The sequence below is a fragment of the Streptomyces mobaraensis genome, assembly GCF_020099395.1.
Taxonomy (GTDB): Bacteria; Actinomycetota; Actinomycetes; order Streptomycetales; family Streptomycetaceae; genus Streptomyces.
Genome location: NZ_CP083590.1, coordinates 246010 through 264888 on the forward strand (window position 1 = coordinate 246010; position 18879 = coordinate 264888).

Consider the following 18879-nt stretch of genomic DNA (forward strand, 5'->3'; position numbering starts at 1 on the left):
CCGCGGGGATTCACGTCCCCAGGCGCCCGCCGACGGTTCACCCGGGCGGCGCGGGCGGGGTGCCGGTCCCCCCGCCCCCGGTCAGACTCGGGGCAGAGCCCGCCGGCGGACCGACCGCCGGCGGACGCCCGACCCGGAGGCGCGCGATGACCCGACCGTCACCGGCGGCCCGCCGGGAAGCCCCCGCCGCGGACGGCACGGTCCCGGACCACCTGCTGCGGGTCGGCGACCTCGCCCCGGGGGTCCTGCGGACCCTGCTGGACCGGGCGGAGGAGATGAAGCGGGAGCCGCTGGGGTGGGCGGACAGCCTGCGGGGCGGGGCCGTCGGGTGCGTCTTCGAGAAGCCGTCCACGCGGACGCGGGTGTCGCTGGCCGCCGCCGCCCAGCGGCTCGGCATGGCCGCCGTGGTGCTGAACCGGGACGAGCTCCAGCTCGGCCACGGCGAGACCGTCGCCGACACGGCCCGGGTCCTCTCGTCGTACCTCGACGCCGTCGCCGTGCGCACCTTCGAACACCGCGTCGTGGAGCGGATGGCCGAGGTGTCCGCGGTGCCGGTCGTCAACGCGCTGAGCAACAGCCACCACCCGTGTCAGTCCCTCGCCGACCTGCTCGCCCTGCGGGAGCACTTCGGGACGCTGAAGGGCCTGCGGGCCGCCTTCGTCGGCGACGGCGGGAGCAACACCTGCAACTCCTTCCTCTCCGCCTGCGCCACCACCGGCATGCACCTGACCATCGCCCGTCCCGCCGCCTACGGGACGGACCCCGGCCTGCTGGACGAGGCCCGCGACACGATGCGGCGCACCGGCGGGTCCGTCTCCGTGACCGAGGACCCGGAGGACGCCGTCCGGGGCGCGCACGCCGTCTACGCCGAGGTGTGGGTGCCCATGGACCGGCGCGACGAGGCCGACGAGCGCCGGCGGCGCCTGGCCCGCTACCGGGTGGACGACCGGCTCCTGGCACACGCCCCCGGGGACGCCGTGGTGCTGCACTGCCTGCCCGCGGTCCGCGGCGAGGAGATCACCTCGGAGGTCCTGGACGGCCCCCGCTGCCTGGCCTGGCAGCAGGCCGCCAACCGTCTCCCCACCGCCCAGGCGGTGCTCCACACCCTGATCACCGCGGCCCGCCTGCGGCCGGCCTGAGCGGAGACGGGACAGCGGCGGGGCAGGACAGCGCCGGGGCGGGACGGCCAGAATGGCCGCATGGACGCCGCGTACATCGAGGAGTTCGGACCGGCGGAGGCCATCCGCTTCGGGGAGCTGCCCGCGCCGCGCCCCGGACCGGGCGAGGTGCTGGTGGAGGTGGCGGCGACAACCGTCAACCACGTGGACACCTTCGTCCGCTCCGGCGCCGTGCGCACGCCGGTGGAGTTCCCGTTCGTCGTCGGCCGCGATTTGGTCGGACGGGTGGCGGGCGCGGGCGCCGCCGGGTTTCCGGCGGGTACCCCAGTGTGGTGCAACAGCATGGGCCACGGCGGCCGGCAGGGCGCGGCGGCCGAGCTGGCGGCGGTACCCGCGGAGCGGCTCTACCAGCTGCCGCCCGGGGTGGACCCGCGGCTCGCGGTGACGCTGGTGCACCCGGTGGCCACCGCCTACCTGGGCCTGGTCACGCACGGCGGGCTGCGGCCGGGGCGGACGGTGGCCGTGGTGGGCGCGGCGGGCAACGTGGGGTCGGCGATGGTGGCCGTGGCCGCCGCGGCGGGGGCCCGGGTCGTGGCGGTCGCCCGGGCCGCCGACGAGGCCCGCTGCCGCGCGCTGGGCGCCGAGGTGGTGCTTGACCGGCGGGAGGCGGCGGCCGGCGGGCTGGCGCGGGCGTGCCCCGGCGGCGTCGATGTGTACGCCGACGCGGCGGGGGCCAACGACGTGCCCGCCGCGGTGGAGGCGCTGGCGCCGCGCGGCCGGCTGGTGCTGCTGGCGGGGATGGCGAGCCGGCCGGTGCTGCCCGTCGGGCCGCTCTACGTGGCGGACCGCTCGGTCGTGGGCTTCGCCATCACCAACGCCACGGTGGCCGAACTGGCGGCGGCGGCCGGGTGTGTGGACGCCGTGCTGTCCGCCGGCCGGCTGCGCCCCCGGGAGGTGGTCGGGCTGCCGTTGAGCGCGACCGCCGAGGCGCACCGGATGCTGGAGTCGGGCCGGCTGCGCGGCCGCCGGGTGGTGCTGGACGTCCGGTGAGGCACGGTCGCGGCTGTCCCAGGGTGAGCGGCCCTCTCACGGTGAGCGGCCGTTCATGGTAAGCGGCCGTCTCAGGGACGGACTGTGTGCCGCGGTGCCTCGAACAGGCCGGTGAGCAGCGGCCGGAGGACGCGCAGGCCGCCCGGGGTGAGGACGGACTCGGCGTGGAACTGCACGCCGGCGAAGTGCGGGCCGCGCAGGGCGTGCACCTCGCCGGTGACGGGGTCCCGGCAGACGTCCACCCGCCCGGTGCCTGGCAGGTCCAGCCGGCCGGCGGGGCTGTGGAGCGCGTAGCTGTTGTAGAAGCCGACGTGCTCGCGGCGGCCGAAGAGGTCGATCTCCTTCCTTACGCCCTGGTGGGGCGCGGGGCGGCGGCGCGGGACGAGTCCCAGCCGGTGGCCGAGGATCTGGTGGCTGAGGCAGACGGCCAGGAAGGGCCGGCGGGTGGCGAGGAGGCGGCCGGTCAGGTGGTGCAGGCGGGCGATCCGGGCGTCGGCGAGGTCGCGGGGGTCGCCGGGGCCGGGCCCGGTGACGACGAGGTCGTGGCCGGTGACATCGGAGAGGGGGCCGGGGCGGTCGTGGCGGCGGACGGTCACCAGGGCGCCCTCGGCGCGCAGTTGGTGCGCGATCATCGCGGTGAAGCCGTCCTCGGCGTCGATCACCAGGATCCGGCGGCCCGCCAGGAAGCCGCCGCCCCGAGGGACGGGGGCGGGTCTGTGGAGCCAGAAGCGGGCGAGGCCGGCGTTCCGGGCGCGGAGGGCGGAGCGGACGGCGGGGTGCCGCGCCAGGGCGGTCGCGGCGCCGGGCGGCGGGGCGGCCAGCAGGCCGCGGGCCTTGGCCCGGGTCTCGGCGGCCTCGGCCGCCGGGTCGGAGTCGCGGACGACGGTGGCGCCCACGCCGATGGCCAGCCGGCCGCGGGGGTCGACGTCGGCGGTGCGGATGAGGATGGCGGAGTCCAGGGTGCGGCCGCCGTGGCCGTCGCGGCCGATGAGGGCGATCACCCCGCTGTAGTAGCCGCGGCCGTGGGGCTCGTGGCGGCTGATGACACGGGCGGCGCTCTCCAGCGGGCTGCCGGTGACGGTCGGGGCGAACAGGGTGGCGCGCAGGATGTCGCGGACGTCGCGGTCGGTGCGGCCCTCGATGAGGTACTCGGTGTGGGCGAGGCGGGCCATCTCCTTCAGGAAGGGGCCGCGCACCCGGATCCCGCGGTCGCAGACCGCCGCCATCATCTTCAGTTCCTCGTCGAGGACCATGAACAGCTCGTAGGTCTCCTTGGGGTCGGCGAGGAAGTCCAGGACGCCGGCGAGGGTGGGTCCGGTGCCGGGGTGGCGGTAGGTGCCGCTGATGGGGTTCATCACGGCGGTGCCGGCGCGCAGGGTGACGTGGCGTTCGGGGCTGGCGCCGACCAGGGTGCGTTCGGGTGTGTGGACGAGGAACGTCCAGTGAACGCCCGACTCGCGGACCAGCAGGCGGCGGAAGAAGGCGGTGGCGGCGGCCGGGGACCAGTCGGTGACGTCGGCGAGGAAGCGGCGTTTGAGGACGAAGTTGGCGCCGGCGCCGGCGGCGATCTCCTCGTCCACGAGGGTGCGGACGAGTCGCGCGTAGGCGTCGTCGTCGAGGTCGAAGTGTCCGTCCGTCAGGCGGAGGGGGGTGTCCGGGACGCGGGCGAGGAGGGTCCGGCGTCCGACGGCGGCCTGTTCGCGCACGGTGAGGGCGAGCAGGGGCGTGCCGTCGTCGGGGGCGGCCAGGCCGCGTTCGGCCAGCTGCCGGTAGGGCAGGACGGCGAGGACGTCGGCGCCGGCCGGGCCGTGGGCGGTGGCGGGCAGCGGGAGGTCGGCGACGCGCCCGGGGGTGGTGAGGGTGCCGGTCAGGACGTCGATCCGGTCGCCGCCGGCGGTCGCGGGGCGGTAGAGGAGGGCGAAGGGCGGCGGGTCGGGGGCCAGGACCCGGTCGAGGAGCGCGGCGCCGTCCGTCATGACGGCCGCCCTTCCGCCGCCGGGTGTGCCGGTGCCGCTCCCGGCGTCCGCGCCGGCGGGACGGGCCCTGCCGGTTCGCCCCAGGCGGTCAGGACCTCCAGGGCCTGTTCCGGGGTGAGCCGGGGGTCGCAGAAGGTGGTGGAGATCTCGCCGGCGCGGTCGGCCTCGCGCGCGTCGTGGACGCACTCGGTGACGCGGTCGGGGGTGGTCTCCAGGTGGACGCCGCCCGGGAAGGCGCCGGCGTCGGCCAGCACGGCCCGGAAGGCGCGGATCTCGCGCTGGAGCGTGCGGACGTACCGGGTCTTGCGGCCTCGTGGGGTGATCACGGTGTTGCCGTGCATGGGGTCGGTGAGCCAGACGACCGGGTGGCCGGCGGCGCGGACCGCGCGGACCAGGGCGGGCAGCCGCCCGGCCACGGCGTCCGCGCCCATCCGTACGATGAGCGTCAGCCGACCGGGCCGACGCTCGGGGTCCAACGCCCGGCAGACCGCCAGGAGTTCTCCGGTGCCGACGTCCGGCCCGATCTTGACCGCCACCGGGTTGGCCACCTCGGCCAGCAGCCGTACGTGCGCGCCGTCCGCCTGCCGGGTGCGCTCGCCGATCCACGGCCAGTGCGTCGAGGACAGCAGCAGACCGCCGTCGGCGGTCCGGCGCAGTAAGGGCAGTTCGTAGTCGAGCAGCAGCGCCTCGTGGCTGGTGAACACCGGCTGTTCGATCCTGGTGGGGTCGTCCCGGCCGGGGTGGCCGAGGTGGCTCGTGATGTCGACGGCCGCCATGTAGGCGGTGACCAGGCGCAGGGGGTCGGGGCGGCGCTCCTCGGGAGTCGGGGCCGGGCCGTTGACGATGTGGCCGCGGTAGACGGGCAGGACGCGGCCGCCGACGCGTTCGGTGGGCCGGGAGCGCGGCTTGGCGAACTGGCCGGCGATCCGGCCCACGCGCAGGACCGGCCGGCCGCCGGCGAGCTTCACGGCTCCGGCGAGCAGGTCGAGGACGGCGGTCTTGCGGGCCACGTGGGCGGCCGTGCACTCGTCGGGGTTCTCGGCGCAGTCGCCGGCCTGGACCACCTCGGCCTCGCCGGCCGCGACGCGGGCCAGATGGGCGTAGAGGGTGCGCACGCCGTCCTCGGCGACCAGCCCCGGCCGTCCGGCCAGGGTCTCGCGGACCCGCCGGACCTGCTCGGGGTCGTCCCAGCACGGCTGCTGGCGGGCGGTCTCCAGGGGCAGGGAGAGCAGTGGTTCACCGGTCACGCCGGCTCCGTCGGTCGGGCCGGCCGGGTCGTGGGCGGCGTGGCGGGTGGAGTGAAGGATGCACCTCTCCAGCCTGGACCGGCCGTGGGGGCGCACCCAGCGGCGGCGGGACCGGTTCGTCAGGTCGGACGGAGTCTGTCAGCTGCCGGTCGGCGCGGGATCGCCTGCCGCGGGCGGCGGGACCGCGCCGGGCGGTGGCTCGGACCGGCGGCGCGCCCGGGCCGGCCGCGTGCCCGGACCGGCGGGCGGTCCGGCCGACCGCCGGGAGGTCCGGCCAGCCGACGGGCACTCCGGCCGGCCGGCGGGCGACACACCCGGAACAGCGGCGACGCGTTCGCACCGACCGGTTCCGCCCGACCAGCCGGCGGGTGGTCCGTCCAACCGGCGGGCGGTTCGTCCGAGCCGACGGGCAGTCCGTCCCACCGGCGGGCGACACATCCGGAACGCCGGCGATCGCGTTCGCACCGACCGGCGGTTGCGACCGGCCAGCCGGCGGGCAGTCCGTCCGAGCCGACGGGCGACACATCCGGGCCGACGGCGACGCGTTCGGGCCGACCGGCGGTTCCGTCCGGCAGACCGGCGGACGGTCCGTCCGGCGGGCGACACATCCAGGCCAGCGGCGACGCATTCGGACCGACCGGCGCTTCCGTCCGGCAGACCGGCGGACGGTCCGTCCGGCCTACCGGCGGTTCCGTCCGGCAGACGGTCCGTCCAAGCCGGCCCGGCGGGCGAAGCATCCGGACCGGCCGGCGGCGCCGACCCGCCCGGCGGAGGACACCCGACGGCAGCGCGCCCCCATCCCGGCATCCCAACGTGCGCAACCTGCGCAAACCACACCGGGAGTTCAGCCACCGAGGTCAGCCCCTCGCGGCCTCCGCCGCCCGGAACCGGTTCCCCAGTGGGTCGGCCGCCAGGGCGGTCGCCCCCCGCGCGGTGGCGGAGGGCCCGGCGAGGACGGACCCGCCCAGCTCGGTGACGCGGGTGAGCACGCCGTCCAGCGCGGCGACGCCGAACGTGACCTCCCAGCGCGCCGGTTCGGGCTCCCTGGACGTGCCCTCGGCCGGTCCCGCGCCGGCCACGGCACGGCCGTCGGGGTCGAGGAGCGTGCGGTGGCCGCCGTCGCCGTCCCGGGTCCAGGGGCGGCCGAAGACCGCGGTGTGGAAGGCGGTGGCGGCGGCCGGGTCCGGGGTGACGCACTGGTGCCACACGGCCGTCCCGGGCACACCGCTGATCCGGGCCCCGAAGTAGTCGCCTTCCTGCCAGATGCCGAAGGCCGCGCCGGTGGGGTCGGCGGCGACGGCGAACCGGCCGTGCGAGCCGATCACTTGGACGGGCACCGGCAGGGTGCCGCCGTGTCCGGTGACCCGTCGGGCGGCGGCGTCGGCGTCGCGGGCGGCGAGGCAGACCAGCCAGCCGTCGGGGTTGCCGGGGGCGGCGGTGCGGCGGGGGCCGATGTCGGCGACCGGCCGGCCGTCGAGGGCGGCGGTGAGGTAATGGTCGAACTCCGCGCCCTGGTCGTGGAGTTCCCAGCCGAACAGCCCCTGGTAGAACCCGGCGGTCCCGACGGGGTCGTCGACGCGGATCTCCACCCAGCACGGCGTGCCGTGCGGCCAGGGCGTGTCGCGCGGTGTCATGACGGCTCCTCGTGGTCCTGTCTTGTCCCGTCCCGTTCCATCCGCGCCGGGCGCGTCAGGGCGGCGATCAGGTTCGGATGTCGAGGCCGAAGGTGCGGAGGCGTTCGTCGCTGACCATGGTGATGCGCGGTTCCGGTTCCAGGCCGCGGCGCAGGGCCCGGGCGATCTGGAGGGTGCGCAGGGTCTGGTACTCGATGGCGCCGAGGTTGTCGTCGGTGACGTTGCGCGGCTCGTGGCGGGAGATGGTGCCGGTGCCGTAGGGGGCGCCGTTTCCGGGGCGGTGGAGGACGGCGGCGGCCGAGCCGTTGGGCACGATGACGGCGCCCCAGTGGCAGATCGCGTTGTGCAGGGCGAGGATGGCCGCCTGCTGGCCGGCGTGCGGCATGGATCCGGAGGCGAAGGCGGAGACGGCCTTGTCCATCAGCCGGCCGGGGATGGCGACGGGCCCGGTGTGGTCGATGAAGTGGAGGATCTGCGGGGCGGGCAGGCCGTAGTGGACCGGGGTGCCGATCATGATGGCGTCGGCCCAGAGGAGGTCGTCGAGGCTCGCCTCGGGGACGTCGGCGGTGGCCTCGCTCAGCTCCTCATAGGCCCTCTTGTCGAGGATCATGGGGTCGGGGAGTTCGGCGACCTTGCGGACGCGTACCTCGGCGTCCGCCGAGGCCGCGGTCTCCGCGGCCTTTTCGACGAGTTGGTAGGTGTTCCCGCTGCGGGAGTGGAAGAGGATGGTGATGGTGGTCAAGAGGTTCGCTCCTCGTGGACCGGTGCCATGACGGGACGGCGGTGTGGGGCCGCCCGGAGGGACCCCGGTGGGAGCGGGCCGCGGACGGCGCGGAATCCATCGTGCCGCCCGGGCGGTGCCGCCGCCCACCGCCCGGCCGTCCGATCTGTCAGGTCGGCGAACGGCCGCCGTGGCGCGGAGCTGACAGACATCACGGCCGGCCGCTGTCCCGCGCCGGCCGGGCGCTGCTGTACTCGGGGGCATGACCGGTCCTCAGGCTCAGGACGACGCCCGTCTCCCCGTCTCCGCGGCCGATCTGCCGCGGGTGTTCGCGGCGGCCTTCAACGCGCGGGACACCGCGTTGCTCGACGCGCTGTTCGAGCCGGAGGCCCTGCATGTGCGCCGGCCCGGGGAGGCGGTGGCCGGCGCGCGGCGGCGCGCCGCGCTGCCGGACGTGGTGCGCCGGCGGATCCCGATCAGCGTCACGCTGCGGCAGGTGTACGTGGTCGGCGACACCGCCCTGCTGATCAACGACTATGTGCACGACGGGACGGGCCCGGACGGCGGGCACGTCCACGTCGAGGGCACGGCCACCGACGTGGCGCGGCGGGGTCCGGACGGGCGCTGGCGGTATCTGATCTCGAACCCGTCGGGTACGGACTGACGGCCACCGCATCAGCGCCTCATCAGGTCAGTCGAAGGACATCGGGGCCGTGGTCGTCGGGGCGGCCTTCACGGGGAGCCGGTCCAGCTTGATGCCGAACCACTTCTCGTAGGTCTCCAGCAGCTCCCGGGCGTCGGTCACCTGCCGCTTCTCCCGCCGGTCCCCGTCGACCAGCGTGAACCGGTCCTCCTTGAGGGTGACCCGCCCGGTCTCGGTCGGCATCGAGCAGAACAGGTTCTGGAGGAACGGGGAGTCGGGCGCGGTGCGGTACCACCACAGCGTCGGCCCGAAGTCGGCCACGGTGCACGGGATGTCGTACACGCGGTAGAGGGCGGTGCCGTCGAGGAGGACGTCGATGCCGCCGTCGTCGGCGCTCCGGACGCGGTAGGTGCCGTGCGGGTCGGGCTGTTCGGCGTCGGTCTCCAGGGACAGCGGGTGCCGGCTGTTGCGGCCGAAGCCCACGTCGACGAGGAGGTCGTGGCCCTCGGCGCGCACCTTGAGGGTCAGGTGGCAAAGGGGCGGGGTGAGTTCGCCCTTGATCCAGACGCGGCCCGGCATGATCGAGACCGGGTAGCCGAGGCTCCGCAGCAGCAGGCCCAGCGCCGGGTTGACCTCGTAGCAGCCGCCGCCGCGGCGCCGGCCGACGATCTTGTCGACGACCCGTTCGTCCATGTGGATGTCCTCGCCCAGGTGGTAGCCGAGGTTCTCGAACGGTACCGAGAGCAGGTGGCGTTCCTGGAGCCGGCGCAGGGCGTCCAGGGTGGCGCCGGCCGGGCGCGGGGCGGAAATGCGGTCCAGGTACGCGGTCACCGCGGTGTCATCGAGCACGCTGACGGTCCCCTTTCTGGTCTGCTGTCCGGTCGTCGGGGCGGGCGCCGGCGGGGTGCGCCGGGCGGGCGCCGGTCCCTTGCGCCGCGGCCGTCTCCCCGGCCAGGCGCGGGAAGAGGGCGGCGGCGTTGCCGTGTTCGAGCAGCGCCAGTTCCTCGGCGCCGAGGCCGCCGTGTTCCACGATGTGGCGGCCGTTGCCCTCGCCGAAGGACGCGGGCATGAACGGGAAGTCGGTGCCGACCAGCATCCGGTCGGGGCGCGCGAAGGCGCGTACCGCCGGGAAGGCGTGCCGGTCGCCGACCATGGCGGTGTCCACGTAGAGGCTCCGGAGCAGGCCGATCGGGTCGGCGGGCAGCCGCTGCCCGAGGTCGGCGCTGACGAGGGGCCCGAGGGTGAGCCGGGTGGCGTGGTAGGCGAGGCCCCCGCCGCCGTGGGAGAGGATGATCCGCAGGCCGGGATGGCGTTCCGGGGTGCGGTGGTAGAGGAGCTGGGCGGCCAGCCGTACGGTCTCGAACGTGAACTCGCAGAGCGAGAGCGGGAGTCCGAAGGTGGGCTGTCCGCCGGCCGGGGGCACGGTCGGGTGGACGAAGAGGGGGGTGCCGCGCCGGGCGGCCTCGGCGTGAAAGGCGTCCAGGCGGGGGTCGCCGACGTACGTACCGGCGTAGTGGGTGACGAGGGAGACGCCGTCGAGGCGCAGGACGTCCAGCGCGTACGCCAGTTCCGCGAGGGCGGCGTCGACGTCGGGCAGCGGCAGGACGGCGAAGGCGCCGAACCGGTCGGGGTGGGCGGCGACGAGGCCGGCGAGGTGTTCGTTGACGCGGCGGGCGAGCCGGGCGCCGGTGGCGGTGTCGACGGCGGGGACACCCGGCCAGACGTTGAGGACGGCCGCGCGGACGCCCTGCCGGTCCATGGTCTCCAGGGCGGTGTCGACGGTCCAGGCCGGGCGGTCGACGCCCGGCAGGACGGTGGAGAAGCCGAGCCGCTCCAACTCCCGGGCGTACCAGGCGGGGAGGGTGTGGTGGTGGACGTCGACGGCGCCGGACCACGGTGTCCCGGCGGTGCGCGGCGCGCTCGTCCCCATGGCGGTTCCTCCGCTTCGACGGCTCGGCACGTCGCAGCGACCGTACGGTCCGCCGCAGCGGGCCGTCGACGGCGGGCGGCGGATATCTGTCACCTCCCGCCTGACCCGGGCCCGGCGGATACCTGACGAATCCCCGGCCGGGTGCGTTGCCGCGGGCGCCCGGCCGCCCCGACGCTGGCTCGTATGACGGCAGGGAACCGCACGACCGCGGACGACGGCACCGTTCCCCTCTTCGAGATCAGCACCAATGTCCTCGTTCCGGCGCCCCCGGAGGCCGTGTACGCGGCGGTCAGTGATCTCCCCGGCTGCCACCGGTGGAGCGAGGAGTGCGTGGGCGGGGAGTGGGAGGGCGGGCCCGCCGGCACGGTGGGCACGGTGTTCGCGGGCCGCAACCGGCGCGCGGCCGACGTGGTGGCCTGGGCACCGGTGGTGCGCGGCGAGTGGACGACGCGGGCCCGGGTGGTGGTCGCCGAGCCGGGCCGCCGGTTCGCGTGGGCGATGCTGGACAGCGCCGGCCGGGTCCAGGACAGCGTCTGGGGCTACACCCTCGCGCCCGCCCCGGGCGGCGCCACCCTGCTCACCCACCACTTCCGGATGGGGGCGCCCACGGAAGGCATCCTTGGGATCACCGCCGGCATGGACGAGGCGGACCGGAAACGGTTCTTCACCGAGTGGGGGGCCAAGCTGGAGCGGGACATGGCCGCGACGGCGGCGCGGCTGAAACGCGTCCTGGAACCCCGCTGACCGGCACCTCCGCGGACACATCTCCGGAATCGGAACCGGAATCGGAATCGAGGCCGACGCCATGCTGCTGCAACGCATAGGGAACCGGGGCATCCGGCTGGGTTCGCTGTTCGAGCGGGCCGCCGCCCGGTACCCGTCGAACGTCCTGCTCCTCGACCACGACCTCGACATCGCCCCGGAGCGGGGACGGACCCTGACCCTGCCCGAAGTCGCCGACCTGGTCGACGACTTCGCGGCCCGGCTGTGGCGGGCGGGGGTGCGGCCGGAGGACCACGTGGTAATCCGCAAGAGCGACGCGTTCGACATCTTCCTGCTGGCCGCCGCCGTGGCGCGGATCGGCGGGGTCCCGGTCCTGCTCTCCCCCGGGCTGGACGGCGCGACGGTGGCCGCGCTGCTGCGCCGGGTCGGGCGTCCGGTGCTGGTCACGGACGCCGCCACGCTGGCCGGGGTGCTGCCCGACGCGGTGTTCGGGCTCGCCTCGCGGGTGCTGCTGGCCGCCGGCCGGGACGCCCGCGCGCCGTCGCTCGCCGCGTGGGCGGGCGCGCCGCGGGTGCCGGAGGTGCCGGTGCCGCCGGACCGGCCCGCGCTGGTCACCCACACCTCGGGCACCACCGGGGAGCCCAAGCTGGCCGTGCACACCGGGCACAGCCTGCAGGCCCGTTACCGGCCGCAGGCCCTGGCCACGGCGCTGATGCGGCGGCGGGAGCCGGTGGCGATCCACGTCTCGTTCGTCCACTCGCGGCTGGTCACCGCCCTGGCCCTGGCGCTGCTGCGCGGCTTCCCGGTGGCCGTCCTGGCGGACGCCGACCCGGAGCGGGTGGCCGGCCTCTTCGCCCGGCTGCGCCCGGCCGTCCTCGAAACGCACCCGAACACGTATCTGAGCTGGGAGCGGCTGGCGGACGACCCGCGGCGGCCGCTGGCCAACGTCAAGCTGTTCAGCAGCACGTTCGACGCGCTGCACCCGCGCACGGTGCGCACGCTCGTCGGCGCGTCCGGCCGCCGGTTCCCGCGCTTCGGCCAGATCTACGGGCAGAGCGAGGTCGGCCCGACCGTCGCCCGCGCCTACGGCAGGCGCCGCTCCCCCGACGCGGACGGGCGCTGCGTGGGCGTCCCGTTCCCGGGCATGACCGGGGTGCGGGTGGTGAGCCGGGACGGGCGGCGGCCCACGGCGGCCTCGCCCGGCTGGATCGAGGTCAGCAGCGACGGGCGGATCCGCACCTATCTGGGCGAGCCGGAGCGGTTCGCGCGGCAGAGCGACGACGGGTGGTGGCGGATGGGCGACCTCGGCTACCGCACCCGCTGGGGCTGTCTGCACCTGACGGACCGGGAGGTGGACGAGATACCGGGGTTCGGCAGCACGCTTACGGTGGAGGACCGGCTGCTGTCCCGGCTGCCCGAGCTGGCCGAGGTGGTGATCCTCCCGCTGGCCGGGGGGCCGCCGCTGCCGGTGGTGTGCACGCACGGGGACCGGCCGCTCGACGAGGCGGCGTGGCGGGCGGCGGTGGCCGGGCTGCCGCCGATGGCCGCTCCCGTCCGGTGGGCGCGGGCGGACCTGCCCAGGACGGCGACGACGAAGGTCAAACGCCTGGAGCTGGCCGCCCGGTTGGCGGACGGGAGCGACGAGGACGGCGGCGCGGGCCGGCGCGGGGAGCGGGCATGACGGCCGTGGCGGTGGCGGGCGGCGGCATCGGCGGGCTGGCCGCGGCGCTCGCCGTCGCCCGGCGGGGCCACCACGTGGTGGTCTGCGAGCGGGAGGACACCTTCACCGAGCTCGGCGCGGGCGTCCAGCTCGCCCCCAACGGCCTGCGCGCGCTGGCCCGGCTCGGGCTGGCCGAGGCCGTCGCGCGGCTCGCCGTGCCGGTGCCGGAGCTGCGGTTCATGGACGGCGTCACCGGCGAGCACGTGGTGAGCATGCCCCTGGACGAGCGCTACCGGGCCCGGTTCGGCGCCCCGTACGTGGTGGTGCACCGCGGCGAGCTGCACCGGGCGCTGCTCACGGCCTGCCGCGCCGAACGGCGGGTGGAGCTGCGTGCCGCGCACCCGGTCACCGGCTACGAGCACACGGCCACCGGGGTGCGGGTGCTGCTGCGGGGCGGACGGCACCTGGTGGCGGACGCCCTGGTGGGCGCCGACGGGCTGCGCTCCGCCGTACGGGAACGGATGCTCGGCGACGGCCCTCCGCGCGGCGCGGGCATCACGGTCTACCGGACGGTCGTCCCCATGGAGCGGGTGCCCGCCCGGCTCCGGCGGCGGGCGGTGACCTGGTGGGCCGGGCCCGGCCGGCACTTCGTTCACTACCCGATCGCGGGCGGCCGGTACCTCAACCTGGCGCCCAGCGCGGAGAATTCACCGCCCGAGCCGTTCTCCGGACGGCCCGTCGCCGCCGCGTCGGTGCTGGAGGAGTTCGCCGGGCTGTGCCCGGCGGCCCGGCGGCTGCTGGAACTGGGCACCGGCTGGAAGTCCTGGGTGCTGGCCGACCGGGAACCGGTCCGGCGGTGGACGGACGGGCGCGTGGCCCTGCTCGGCGACGCGGCGCACCCGACGCTGCACTACGCGGCGCAGGGCGCCTGCCAGGCCCTGGAGGACGCGGTGGCCCTCGGTACGGCGCTGGACCGGCCCGCCGGCGGGTTCGCGGCGGGGCTGGCCGCGTACGCGGCGGCCCGCCGCGACCGCACGGCCCGGGTGCACCGGCTGGCGCGGGACAGCGTCGCCCTCTGGCACGCGGCGGGGACGGCGGCGGCCGCGCGCAACGCGGCCCTGGCCGCCATGTCGGCGTCCGACCTGTACGACCACGTGTCCTGGCTGCACGGCCCGGAGGCCGGCACCGGCACGGCGGCCGGCACCGGCGGAGGGACGTACACCCTGGGCGGCTACCTCCCGGCGGCACCGGAGGCCGACGGAGAGGCCGCCGCCGGCCGGTCCGGGACGTACACCCTGGGCGGGCCGCTGGAGCTCCCCTGAGCGCCGGCGGCTACCCGCCGCCTCCCCAGGAGCCGACGCGCAGGACCTCCTTCAGCAGCACGTCCCGGAAGGTCGGCACGCCCTCGGTGGTGAACACGCCGATGACCGTGCGCACATGGAGGTCCTCGGCCGCCAGCCGCAGGAGGGCGTGGGCGAGGTCGACGCGCGAGGTGTAGAGGCCGGGTGCCTCGGGGACGGCGAAGTGGTAGTCGGTGCGGGTGTCGGTGTCGTAGAGGGCCGACGGCCGCACGATCGTCCAGTCGAGGTCGGTGGCGCGGACCGTGCGCTCCATGCGGATCATGTCGGTGTAGAGCTGCCGGCCGAGGGTGCGCAGGGCCGGGTAGAGGATCCTGCGGTAGGTGAAGCGCTCCTTGGGGGGCCGCTCCCCCGACCCGGCCGGCGCGCGCACGGCGAGCAGCCGGGAGGAGACGCAGACGAGGCGTTTGACGCCGTGGGCGGCCATCGCGTCGGTGATGTGGGTGATGCCCCGGGAGAGCACGGTGACGGGCTCCCGCCCGTAGGGGACGCCGAGGATGGAGACGACCGCGTCCTGTCCGGTGACCGCCGCGTCGACGGCGTCCCGGTCGAACACGTCGGTGCCGCGCACGTGCAGCCTGGGGTCGTCCATGGGGAAGGCGTCGGGCCGCCGTACGGCGGCGGTCACGGTGTGGCCTTCGGCGAGGGCCTGCCGGGTGAGGTGCCGGCCCGTCGCGCTGTTGGCGCCGAATACAGCGATCTTCATGGGCTCTCCGTCTCGAAGCCGGGCTCTCCGTCTCACGTCTCCGGAAGCGGTCCGCGGCCCGGTCAGGGCCGCTCGGCGGTGTAGAGGGCGAACGGCGGGTTCTCGACGAACTCGGTCCAGTAGCCCTTGGGGTTGACGCCGTCCACGTGCCCGGGGGCGAGGTCCGGGCGGCGCCGGACGCCGGTCAGACCGGCCTTGGCCATGGCCGCCTCGGTGACGCCGGCGGGCCAGAAGAACCCGTCGAAGGAGACGGGCGGGTCGACGTCCATCCCGATGGTGATCACCTGGAGGTCGCCGTGCTTCTCCTTGGGGGTGATCGAGAGCCCGTAGCGCGGGTAGGCCGTCATCCGCTCCAGGTCGATGTCGGGGTTGGAGACCAGCGCGACCATGGTGCCGCCGGGGGCGAGGTTGCGCGCGCACCGGGCGACCATCCCGTCGTACTCGGCGGCGTCCTTCGCGTGGACGAACGCCCAGATGGGCGTGACGACGTCGAATTCGCCCAGGACGGGCAGCCCGGCGGCGTCGTGGACCTCGTAGGTGATGCCGAGCGGGTCCTCCTCCTCGATCTCTCGGGCGCAGTCGACCATGCTCCGCTCGATGTCGACGCCGACCACGCGGTCGGCGCCCAGGCGCTTGAAGAGGCGGGAGTAGTAGCCGGTACCGCAGGCGACGTCCAGGACGGACTTCCCCGTGAGGTCGGGGAGCGCCGCGCAGAGGGTCTCCCGTTCGGCGAAGGCGTAGGGGAGGTTCTTCACCAGGTCGTAGCGGCTGCTCACGGACTGGTACTGCAGGCTGATCCTGTCGTGGTGCGCCGATTTCCGCATGGTTCCTCGCCCTTCTGCCGGACAGTACGTGGTTCCGTCGGTGTGGGTGCGGTCCTGGCGGGCCGCCGGGCGTCTCGGGGGCGGCGCCCCCGGACGACGGTAGTGGCGGCCCGCGCGGGGCGGCCACGGCGGGCCGGCTGGATCTGTCAACTCCTCGCCCATGGCGGCGGGTTGTCGCGTTCAGGAGACCGGTTCGGTGGCGCGGGCGCCGCTGCCCGCCGGTCCGCTCCGGGAGAGGGCGCCGGCGGCGAGCGCGCCGCAGACGAGGACGGCGAAGGCGACCCAGAGGGCCACGGTGTAGCCGTGCACGGTCCCGGCGTCGACGGCGTCGCGGCCGTGTCCATGGCGGTCCAGGTAGCCGGCGGTGACACCGGTGGCGATGGAGTTGAGCAGGGCGGTGCCGAGGGCGGCACCCAGTTGCTGGACGGCGTTGTAGGCGGCGGAGGCGATGCCGGCGTCGGCCGGGCCCATGTCGGCGGTCACCAGGTTGGTCGCGGTGGCCAGCAGGCAGCCGAGGCCGAGGCCGGTGAGGATCTGGGCGGGCAGCAGGTAGCCGAGGAAGACGTGGGAGCTGGTGGCGGTCAGCTGGGTGAGGACCAGCATCCCGGCGGCGGCGGAGAGCAGGCTCGCGACGATCAGGACGTGGGGGCCGGCGCGCCGGTGCGGCCGGCCCGCGACGCCCACCGAGCCGACGATCCCGCCGACGGCGTTGACCAGCAGGACCATGCCCGCCCGGACGGCGGAGTAGCCCAGGATCGTCTGGGTGTAGTAGCTGACGAACAGGAAGAACCCGAACATCGCGACGAACATCAGGAAGACCGACGAGAAGGCGGTGCCGCGGGCGCGGTGCAGCAGGACGCGCGGGGGCAGCAGCGGGTGGGGCGTCCTGGCCTCGACGGCGGTGAAGAGGGCGAGGAGCAGGGCGCCTCCGGTCAGCAGGGCGAGGACCAGGGGGTCGGTCCAGCCGCGCGGTTCGGCCTGGGCGAAGGCATAGACCAGGGCGAGCAGGCCGGCGGCGCTGAGCACCGCGCCGGGCACGTCGGGGCGCGGCAGGCCGCGGTCGGGCCGGTCACGGAGGAGGAACGGGGTGCCGGCCAGGGCGAGGGCGGCCATGGGGACGTTGATGTAGAGGCACCAGCGCCAGTCGGCGTACTGGGTGAGCAGGCCGCCGGCGACCACGCCGAGGGCGGCGCCGCCGGCGCCGACACCGGCGAACACCCCGAAGGCCCGGCCGCGTTCGCGGGCGTCGGTGAAGGTCAGGGCGAGCAGGGAGAGGGCCGCGGGGGCGAGGAGGGTGGCGCACAGGCCCTGGAGGGCGCGGGCCGCGAAGAGGGTGCCGGCGTCGCCTGCGGCCCCGCCGAGGGCGGAGGCCGCGGCGAATCCCACCAGACCGGCGAGGAAGGCGCGGCGGCGGCCGAGGGCGCCGCAGATCCGGCCGCCGACGAGCAGGAGTCCGCCGAAGGCGAGGGCGTACGCCGTGATCACCCACTGCCGGTCGCCGTCGGACATGCCCAGGTCGTGCTGGGCGGAGGGCAGGGCGATGTTCACGATCGTCGCGTCCAGCACGACCATCAGCTGGGCGAGACTCACCACCGGCAGGGTCCACCAGCGCCTGGAGTCGGCCTGGGGCGCCGGGACTTCGGGAACCATGCGTCACCTCGCACATCGGTCGAGTTACTGGAACACTGGTCGAGTCGGCGGCGAGCGTACTACACCGCCGATCGGGCGGACAAGAACGAAAGCCCGTACGCGGAACGGGAGTTGCGGGTCGGGCGGCGGGGGTGCCCGGGGCCGCGCGGGAGGGCGTCGGCCCTGGTCGCGGCGGACGCGGAGGCGTCCGGAGCGGGGGCCGGCACCCGTCGTCCCGCCGCCTTCCGGAACGGGACGCGACCGTGCGCGAGGAGCCCGGCGGCGGTGGCCGGGCACGCCGCGCCGGGTGATACGTTGTGCGCGTTTTTCGAGGTGATCACCCGGCGGTGATCACGTACAGGGGGAGGTGGAGGCCATCACCGACAGCGAGCACACGCCGGGCGGCCGGGCCCACCGCGGGGTGGGGAGCGTCTGGCTGCGGCCGACCCGGGCCGGCCGGGGCGGTGAGGCGCCGCTCACGCGCGAGCGGATCGTCGGGGCGGCCGTGGCGCTGCTGGACGAGGAGGGCCTCGACCGGCTGACGATGCGCCGGCTGGCCGAGCGGCTGGGGGCGGGGGCGACCACGCTCTACTGGCACGTGACGACCAAGGACGACGTCGTCGACCTGGCCGTCGACGCCATATTCGGCGAGACGCCCGTCCCCGAGCGGCACACCGACCGCCCCCGGGACGACATCGCGCGGCTGCTGCACGACTGGCGGCGGGCCGTGCTGCGCCACCCCTGGTCGGCCGAACTGCCGTCGCGCAGACGGCCGTTGCTGGGGCCGAACTTCCTGGCGTGGATGGAGTTCCTGCAGTCGGCGCTGCTCCGGGCCGGGCTGGGCGAGGACCGGCTCAACGCCGCCACCTGGGCGCTGTACAACCACGTGATGGGCGCCACCGCCGCCCAGTCGAGCCTGCGGCTCTCCGCCGACGAGGCGCGGGCCGGACGGGACTACCTCGACGGCCGGCGGGAGCGGTACCCGACCGTCGCCGCCCACAGCTACATCACCGACGACGACTGGGACGGGAACTTCGCGGCGGGCCTGGAGTACCTGCTCGACGGCATGGGGGCGCGGCAGGCGACGGCGCGGCCCTGACGGCCGTCCGGCCCGTCCGCGCCGCCCGGCGGAAACACGGGTGAATTGCGGGCCGGTTTTTCCGCCGGGGCACCGCCCGGCCGGAAACCGGCCCCGCCTGGAGAAACGCGGAAACCGCACGGGCAACGGTGCCGGATTTCGTCGGCGTCCGGCTTGACGCGCGCCAATTCCCCGACAAGCAGCGCCCATGGGGCGCGCGGCGCCGGCGCCCCCGACGGCCACTTGCCTTCAACTGCCATGCAGTGACAGCATATTGGACTCCCGGCGCTGGTTTTCGCTATGCGCCGCACGGAATACGGCTCCCGGGTCGGACCGGCGGCCGCGCTTCCGGCGGCCGTGCGCGGAGCGGGCGCCTGCTGTCGGCCGACGAAGGAAACCGGCATGTGCTGCGGATCTGCTCGTCGCACCACTCCCCCGCCGGGACGGCGCCGCGCGGCCCCCAGCCCGGCGGCCGACCCGCACGCCGGTCCGCGCGTCCTTCCGCCGAGGGCGGCGGTGCCGCCGGCCGCCGGCACGGCACGCGCGCGGTGACGCGCCCGCGCCGGCCCGGCCACCGCCCGC

The 18879-nt window shown here is 75.8% G+C and carries 16 protein-coding genes; 7 read left to right on the forward strand and 9 right to left on the reverse strand.

Annotated features, from left to right (window positions below; translation table 11 throughout):
• Positions 1–146: 146 nt before the first annotated feature.
• Positions 147–1139: an ornithine carbamoyltransferase gene (gene argF, locus K7I03_RS00760; protein ID WP_185945134.1), complete on the forward strand. Its 993-nt coding sequence runs from the start codon at positions 147–149 to the stop codon at positions 1137–1139.
• A gap of 60 nt (positions 1140–1199) precedes the next feature.
• The gene (locus K7I03_RS00765; protein WP_185945135.1) at positions 1200–2168 is read left to right on the forward strand and encodes a zinc-binding dehydrogenase; all 969 of its coding nucleotides are present in this window, start codon (positions 1200–1202) and stop codon (positions 2166–2168) included.
• A gap of 71 nt (positions 2169–2239) precedes the next feature.
• Here the strand turns inward: K7I03_RS00765 and K7I03_RS00770 are convergent, their stop codons facing one another.
• The 4 genes from K7I03_RS00770 to K7I03_RS00785 all read right to left on the reverse strand — a co-directional run bounded on the left by K7I03_RS00770 (position 2240) and on the right by K7I03_RS00785 (position 7767).
• A complete protein-coding gene (locus tag K7I03_RS00770; RefSeq protein WP_185945136.1) occupies positions 2240–4144 on the reverse strand; it encodes an anthranilate synthase family protein in 1905 nt (634 codons plus the stop codon).
• Positions 4141–5391, reverse strand: a complete 1251-nt coding sequence (locus tag K7I03_RS00775) for a 3-deoxy-7-phosphoheptulonate synthase (protein WP_185945137.1) — start codon at positions 5389–5391, stop codon at positions 4141–4143. The genes K7I03_RS00770 and K7I03_RS00775 overlap by 4 nt, the downstream gene beginning before the upstream one ends.
• An 857-nt stretch (positions 5392–6248) precedes the next feature.
• Positions 6249–7025, reverse strand: coding sequence for a VOC family protein (locus K7I03_RS00780; protein ID WP_185945138.1), 777 nt, complete (start codon positions 7023–7025; stop codon positions 6249–6251).
• A gap of 67 nt (positions 7026–7092) precedes the next feature.
• Positions 7093–7767, reverse strand: coding sequence for a flavodoxin family protein (locus tag K7I03_RS00785; RefSeq protein ID WP_185945139.1), 675 nt, complete (start codon positions 7765–7767; stop codon positions 7093–7095).
• Between the two features lie 241 nt (positions 7768–8008).
• On the opposite strand from K7I03_RS00785, the gene K7I03_RS00790 reads away from it, so the two are divergent.
• On the forward strand, positions 8009–8410 hold the full coding sequence (locus tag K7I03_RS00790; RefSeq protein WP_185945140.1) for a YybH family protein: 402 nt from the start codon (positions 8009–8011) through the stop codon (positions 8408–8410).
• A 27-nt stretch (positions 8411–8437) separates the two neighbouring features.
• Here the strand turns inward: K7I03_RS00790 and K7I03_RS00795 are convergent, their stop codons facing one another.
• On the reverse strand, positions 8438–9238 hold the full coding sequence (locus tag K7I03_RS00795) for an arylamine N-acetyltransferase family protein (RefSeq protein WP_185945141.1): 801 nt from the start codon (positions 9236–9238) through the stop codon (positions 8438–8440).
• A complete protein-coding gene (locus tag K7I03_RS00800) occupies positions 9228–10319 on the reverse strand; it encodes an amidohydrolase family protein (protein ID WP_185945142.1) in 1092 nt (363 codons plus the stop codon). Before K7I03_RS00800 ends, K7I03_RS00795 begins: the two co-directional genes overlap by 11 nt.
• A 183-nt stretch (positions 10320–10502) precedes the next feature.
• Between K7I03_RS00800 and K7I03_RS00805 the strand changes: the two genes are divergently transcribed.
• The 3 genes from K7I03_RS00805 (at position 10503) to K7I03_RS00815 (ending at position 14024) form a co-directional block, all read left to right on the forward strand.
• The gene (locus tag K7I03_RS00805) at positions 10503–11063 is read left to right on the forward strand and encodes an SRPBCC family protein (RefSeq protein WP_185945143.1); all 561 of its coding nucleotides are present in this window, start codon (positions 10503–10505) and stop codon (positions 11061–11063) included.
• A 61-nt stretch (positions 11064–11124) separates the two neighbouring features.
• Complete coding sequence (locus K7I03_RS00810; RefSeq protein WP_185945144.1) at positions 11125–12723, forward strand: class I adenylate-forming enzyme family protein; 1599 nt, start codon at positions 11125–11127, stop codon at positions 12721–12723.
• Positions 12720–14024, forward strand: coding sequence for an FAD-dependent monooxygenase (locus K7I03_RS00815; protein ID WP_185945145.1), 1305 nt, complete (start codon positions 12720–12722; stop codon positions 14022–14024). Before K7I03_RS00810 ends, K7I03_RS00815 begins: the two co-directional genes overlap by 4 nt.
• Before the next feature lie 10 nt (positions 14025–14034).
• On the opposite strand, the gene K7I03_RS00820 is transcribed toward K7I03_RS00815, so the two are convergent.
• From K7I03_RS00820 to K7I03_RS00830, 3 genes are all read right to left on the reverse strand, one after another.
• On the reverse strand, positions 14035–14766 hold the full coding sequence (locus K7I03_RS00820) for an NAD(P)-dependent oxidoreductase (RefSeq protein WP_185945146.1): 732 nt from the start codon (positions 14764–14766) through the stop codon (positions 14035–14037).
• A gap of 62 nt (positions 14767–14828) precedes the next feature.
• Positions 14829–15590, reverse strand: a complete 762-nt coding sequence (locus K7I03_RS00825; RefSeq protein ID WP_185945147.1) for a class I SAM-dependent methyltransferase — start codon at positions 15588–15590, stop codon at positions 14829–14831.
• Positions 15591–15770: 180 nt separating this feature from the next.
• Positions 15771–17240: an MFS transporter gene (locus K7I03_RS00830; RefSeq protein WP_185945148.1), complete on the reverse strand. Its 1470-nt coding sequence runs from the start codon at positions 17238–17240 to the stop codon at positions 15771–15773.
• A 346-nt stretch (positions 17241–17586) separates the two neighbouring features.
• Here K7I03_RS00830 and K7I03_RS00835 point away from each other — a divergent pair, with 346 nt between their 5' ends.
• A complete protein-coding gene (locus tag K7I03_RS00835; protein ID WP_185945149.1) occupies positions 17587–18318 on the forward strand; it encodes a TetR/AcrR family transcriptional regulator in 732 nt (243 codons plus the stop codon).
• The last annotated feature ends 561 nt before the right edge of the window (positions 18319–18879 follow it).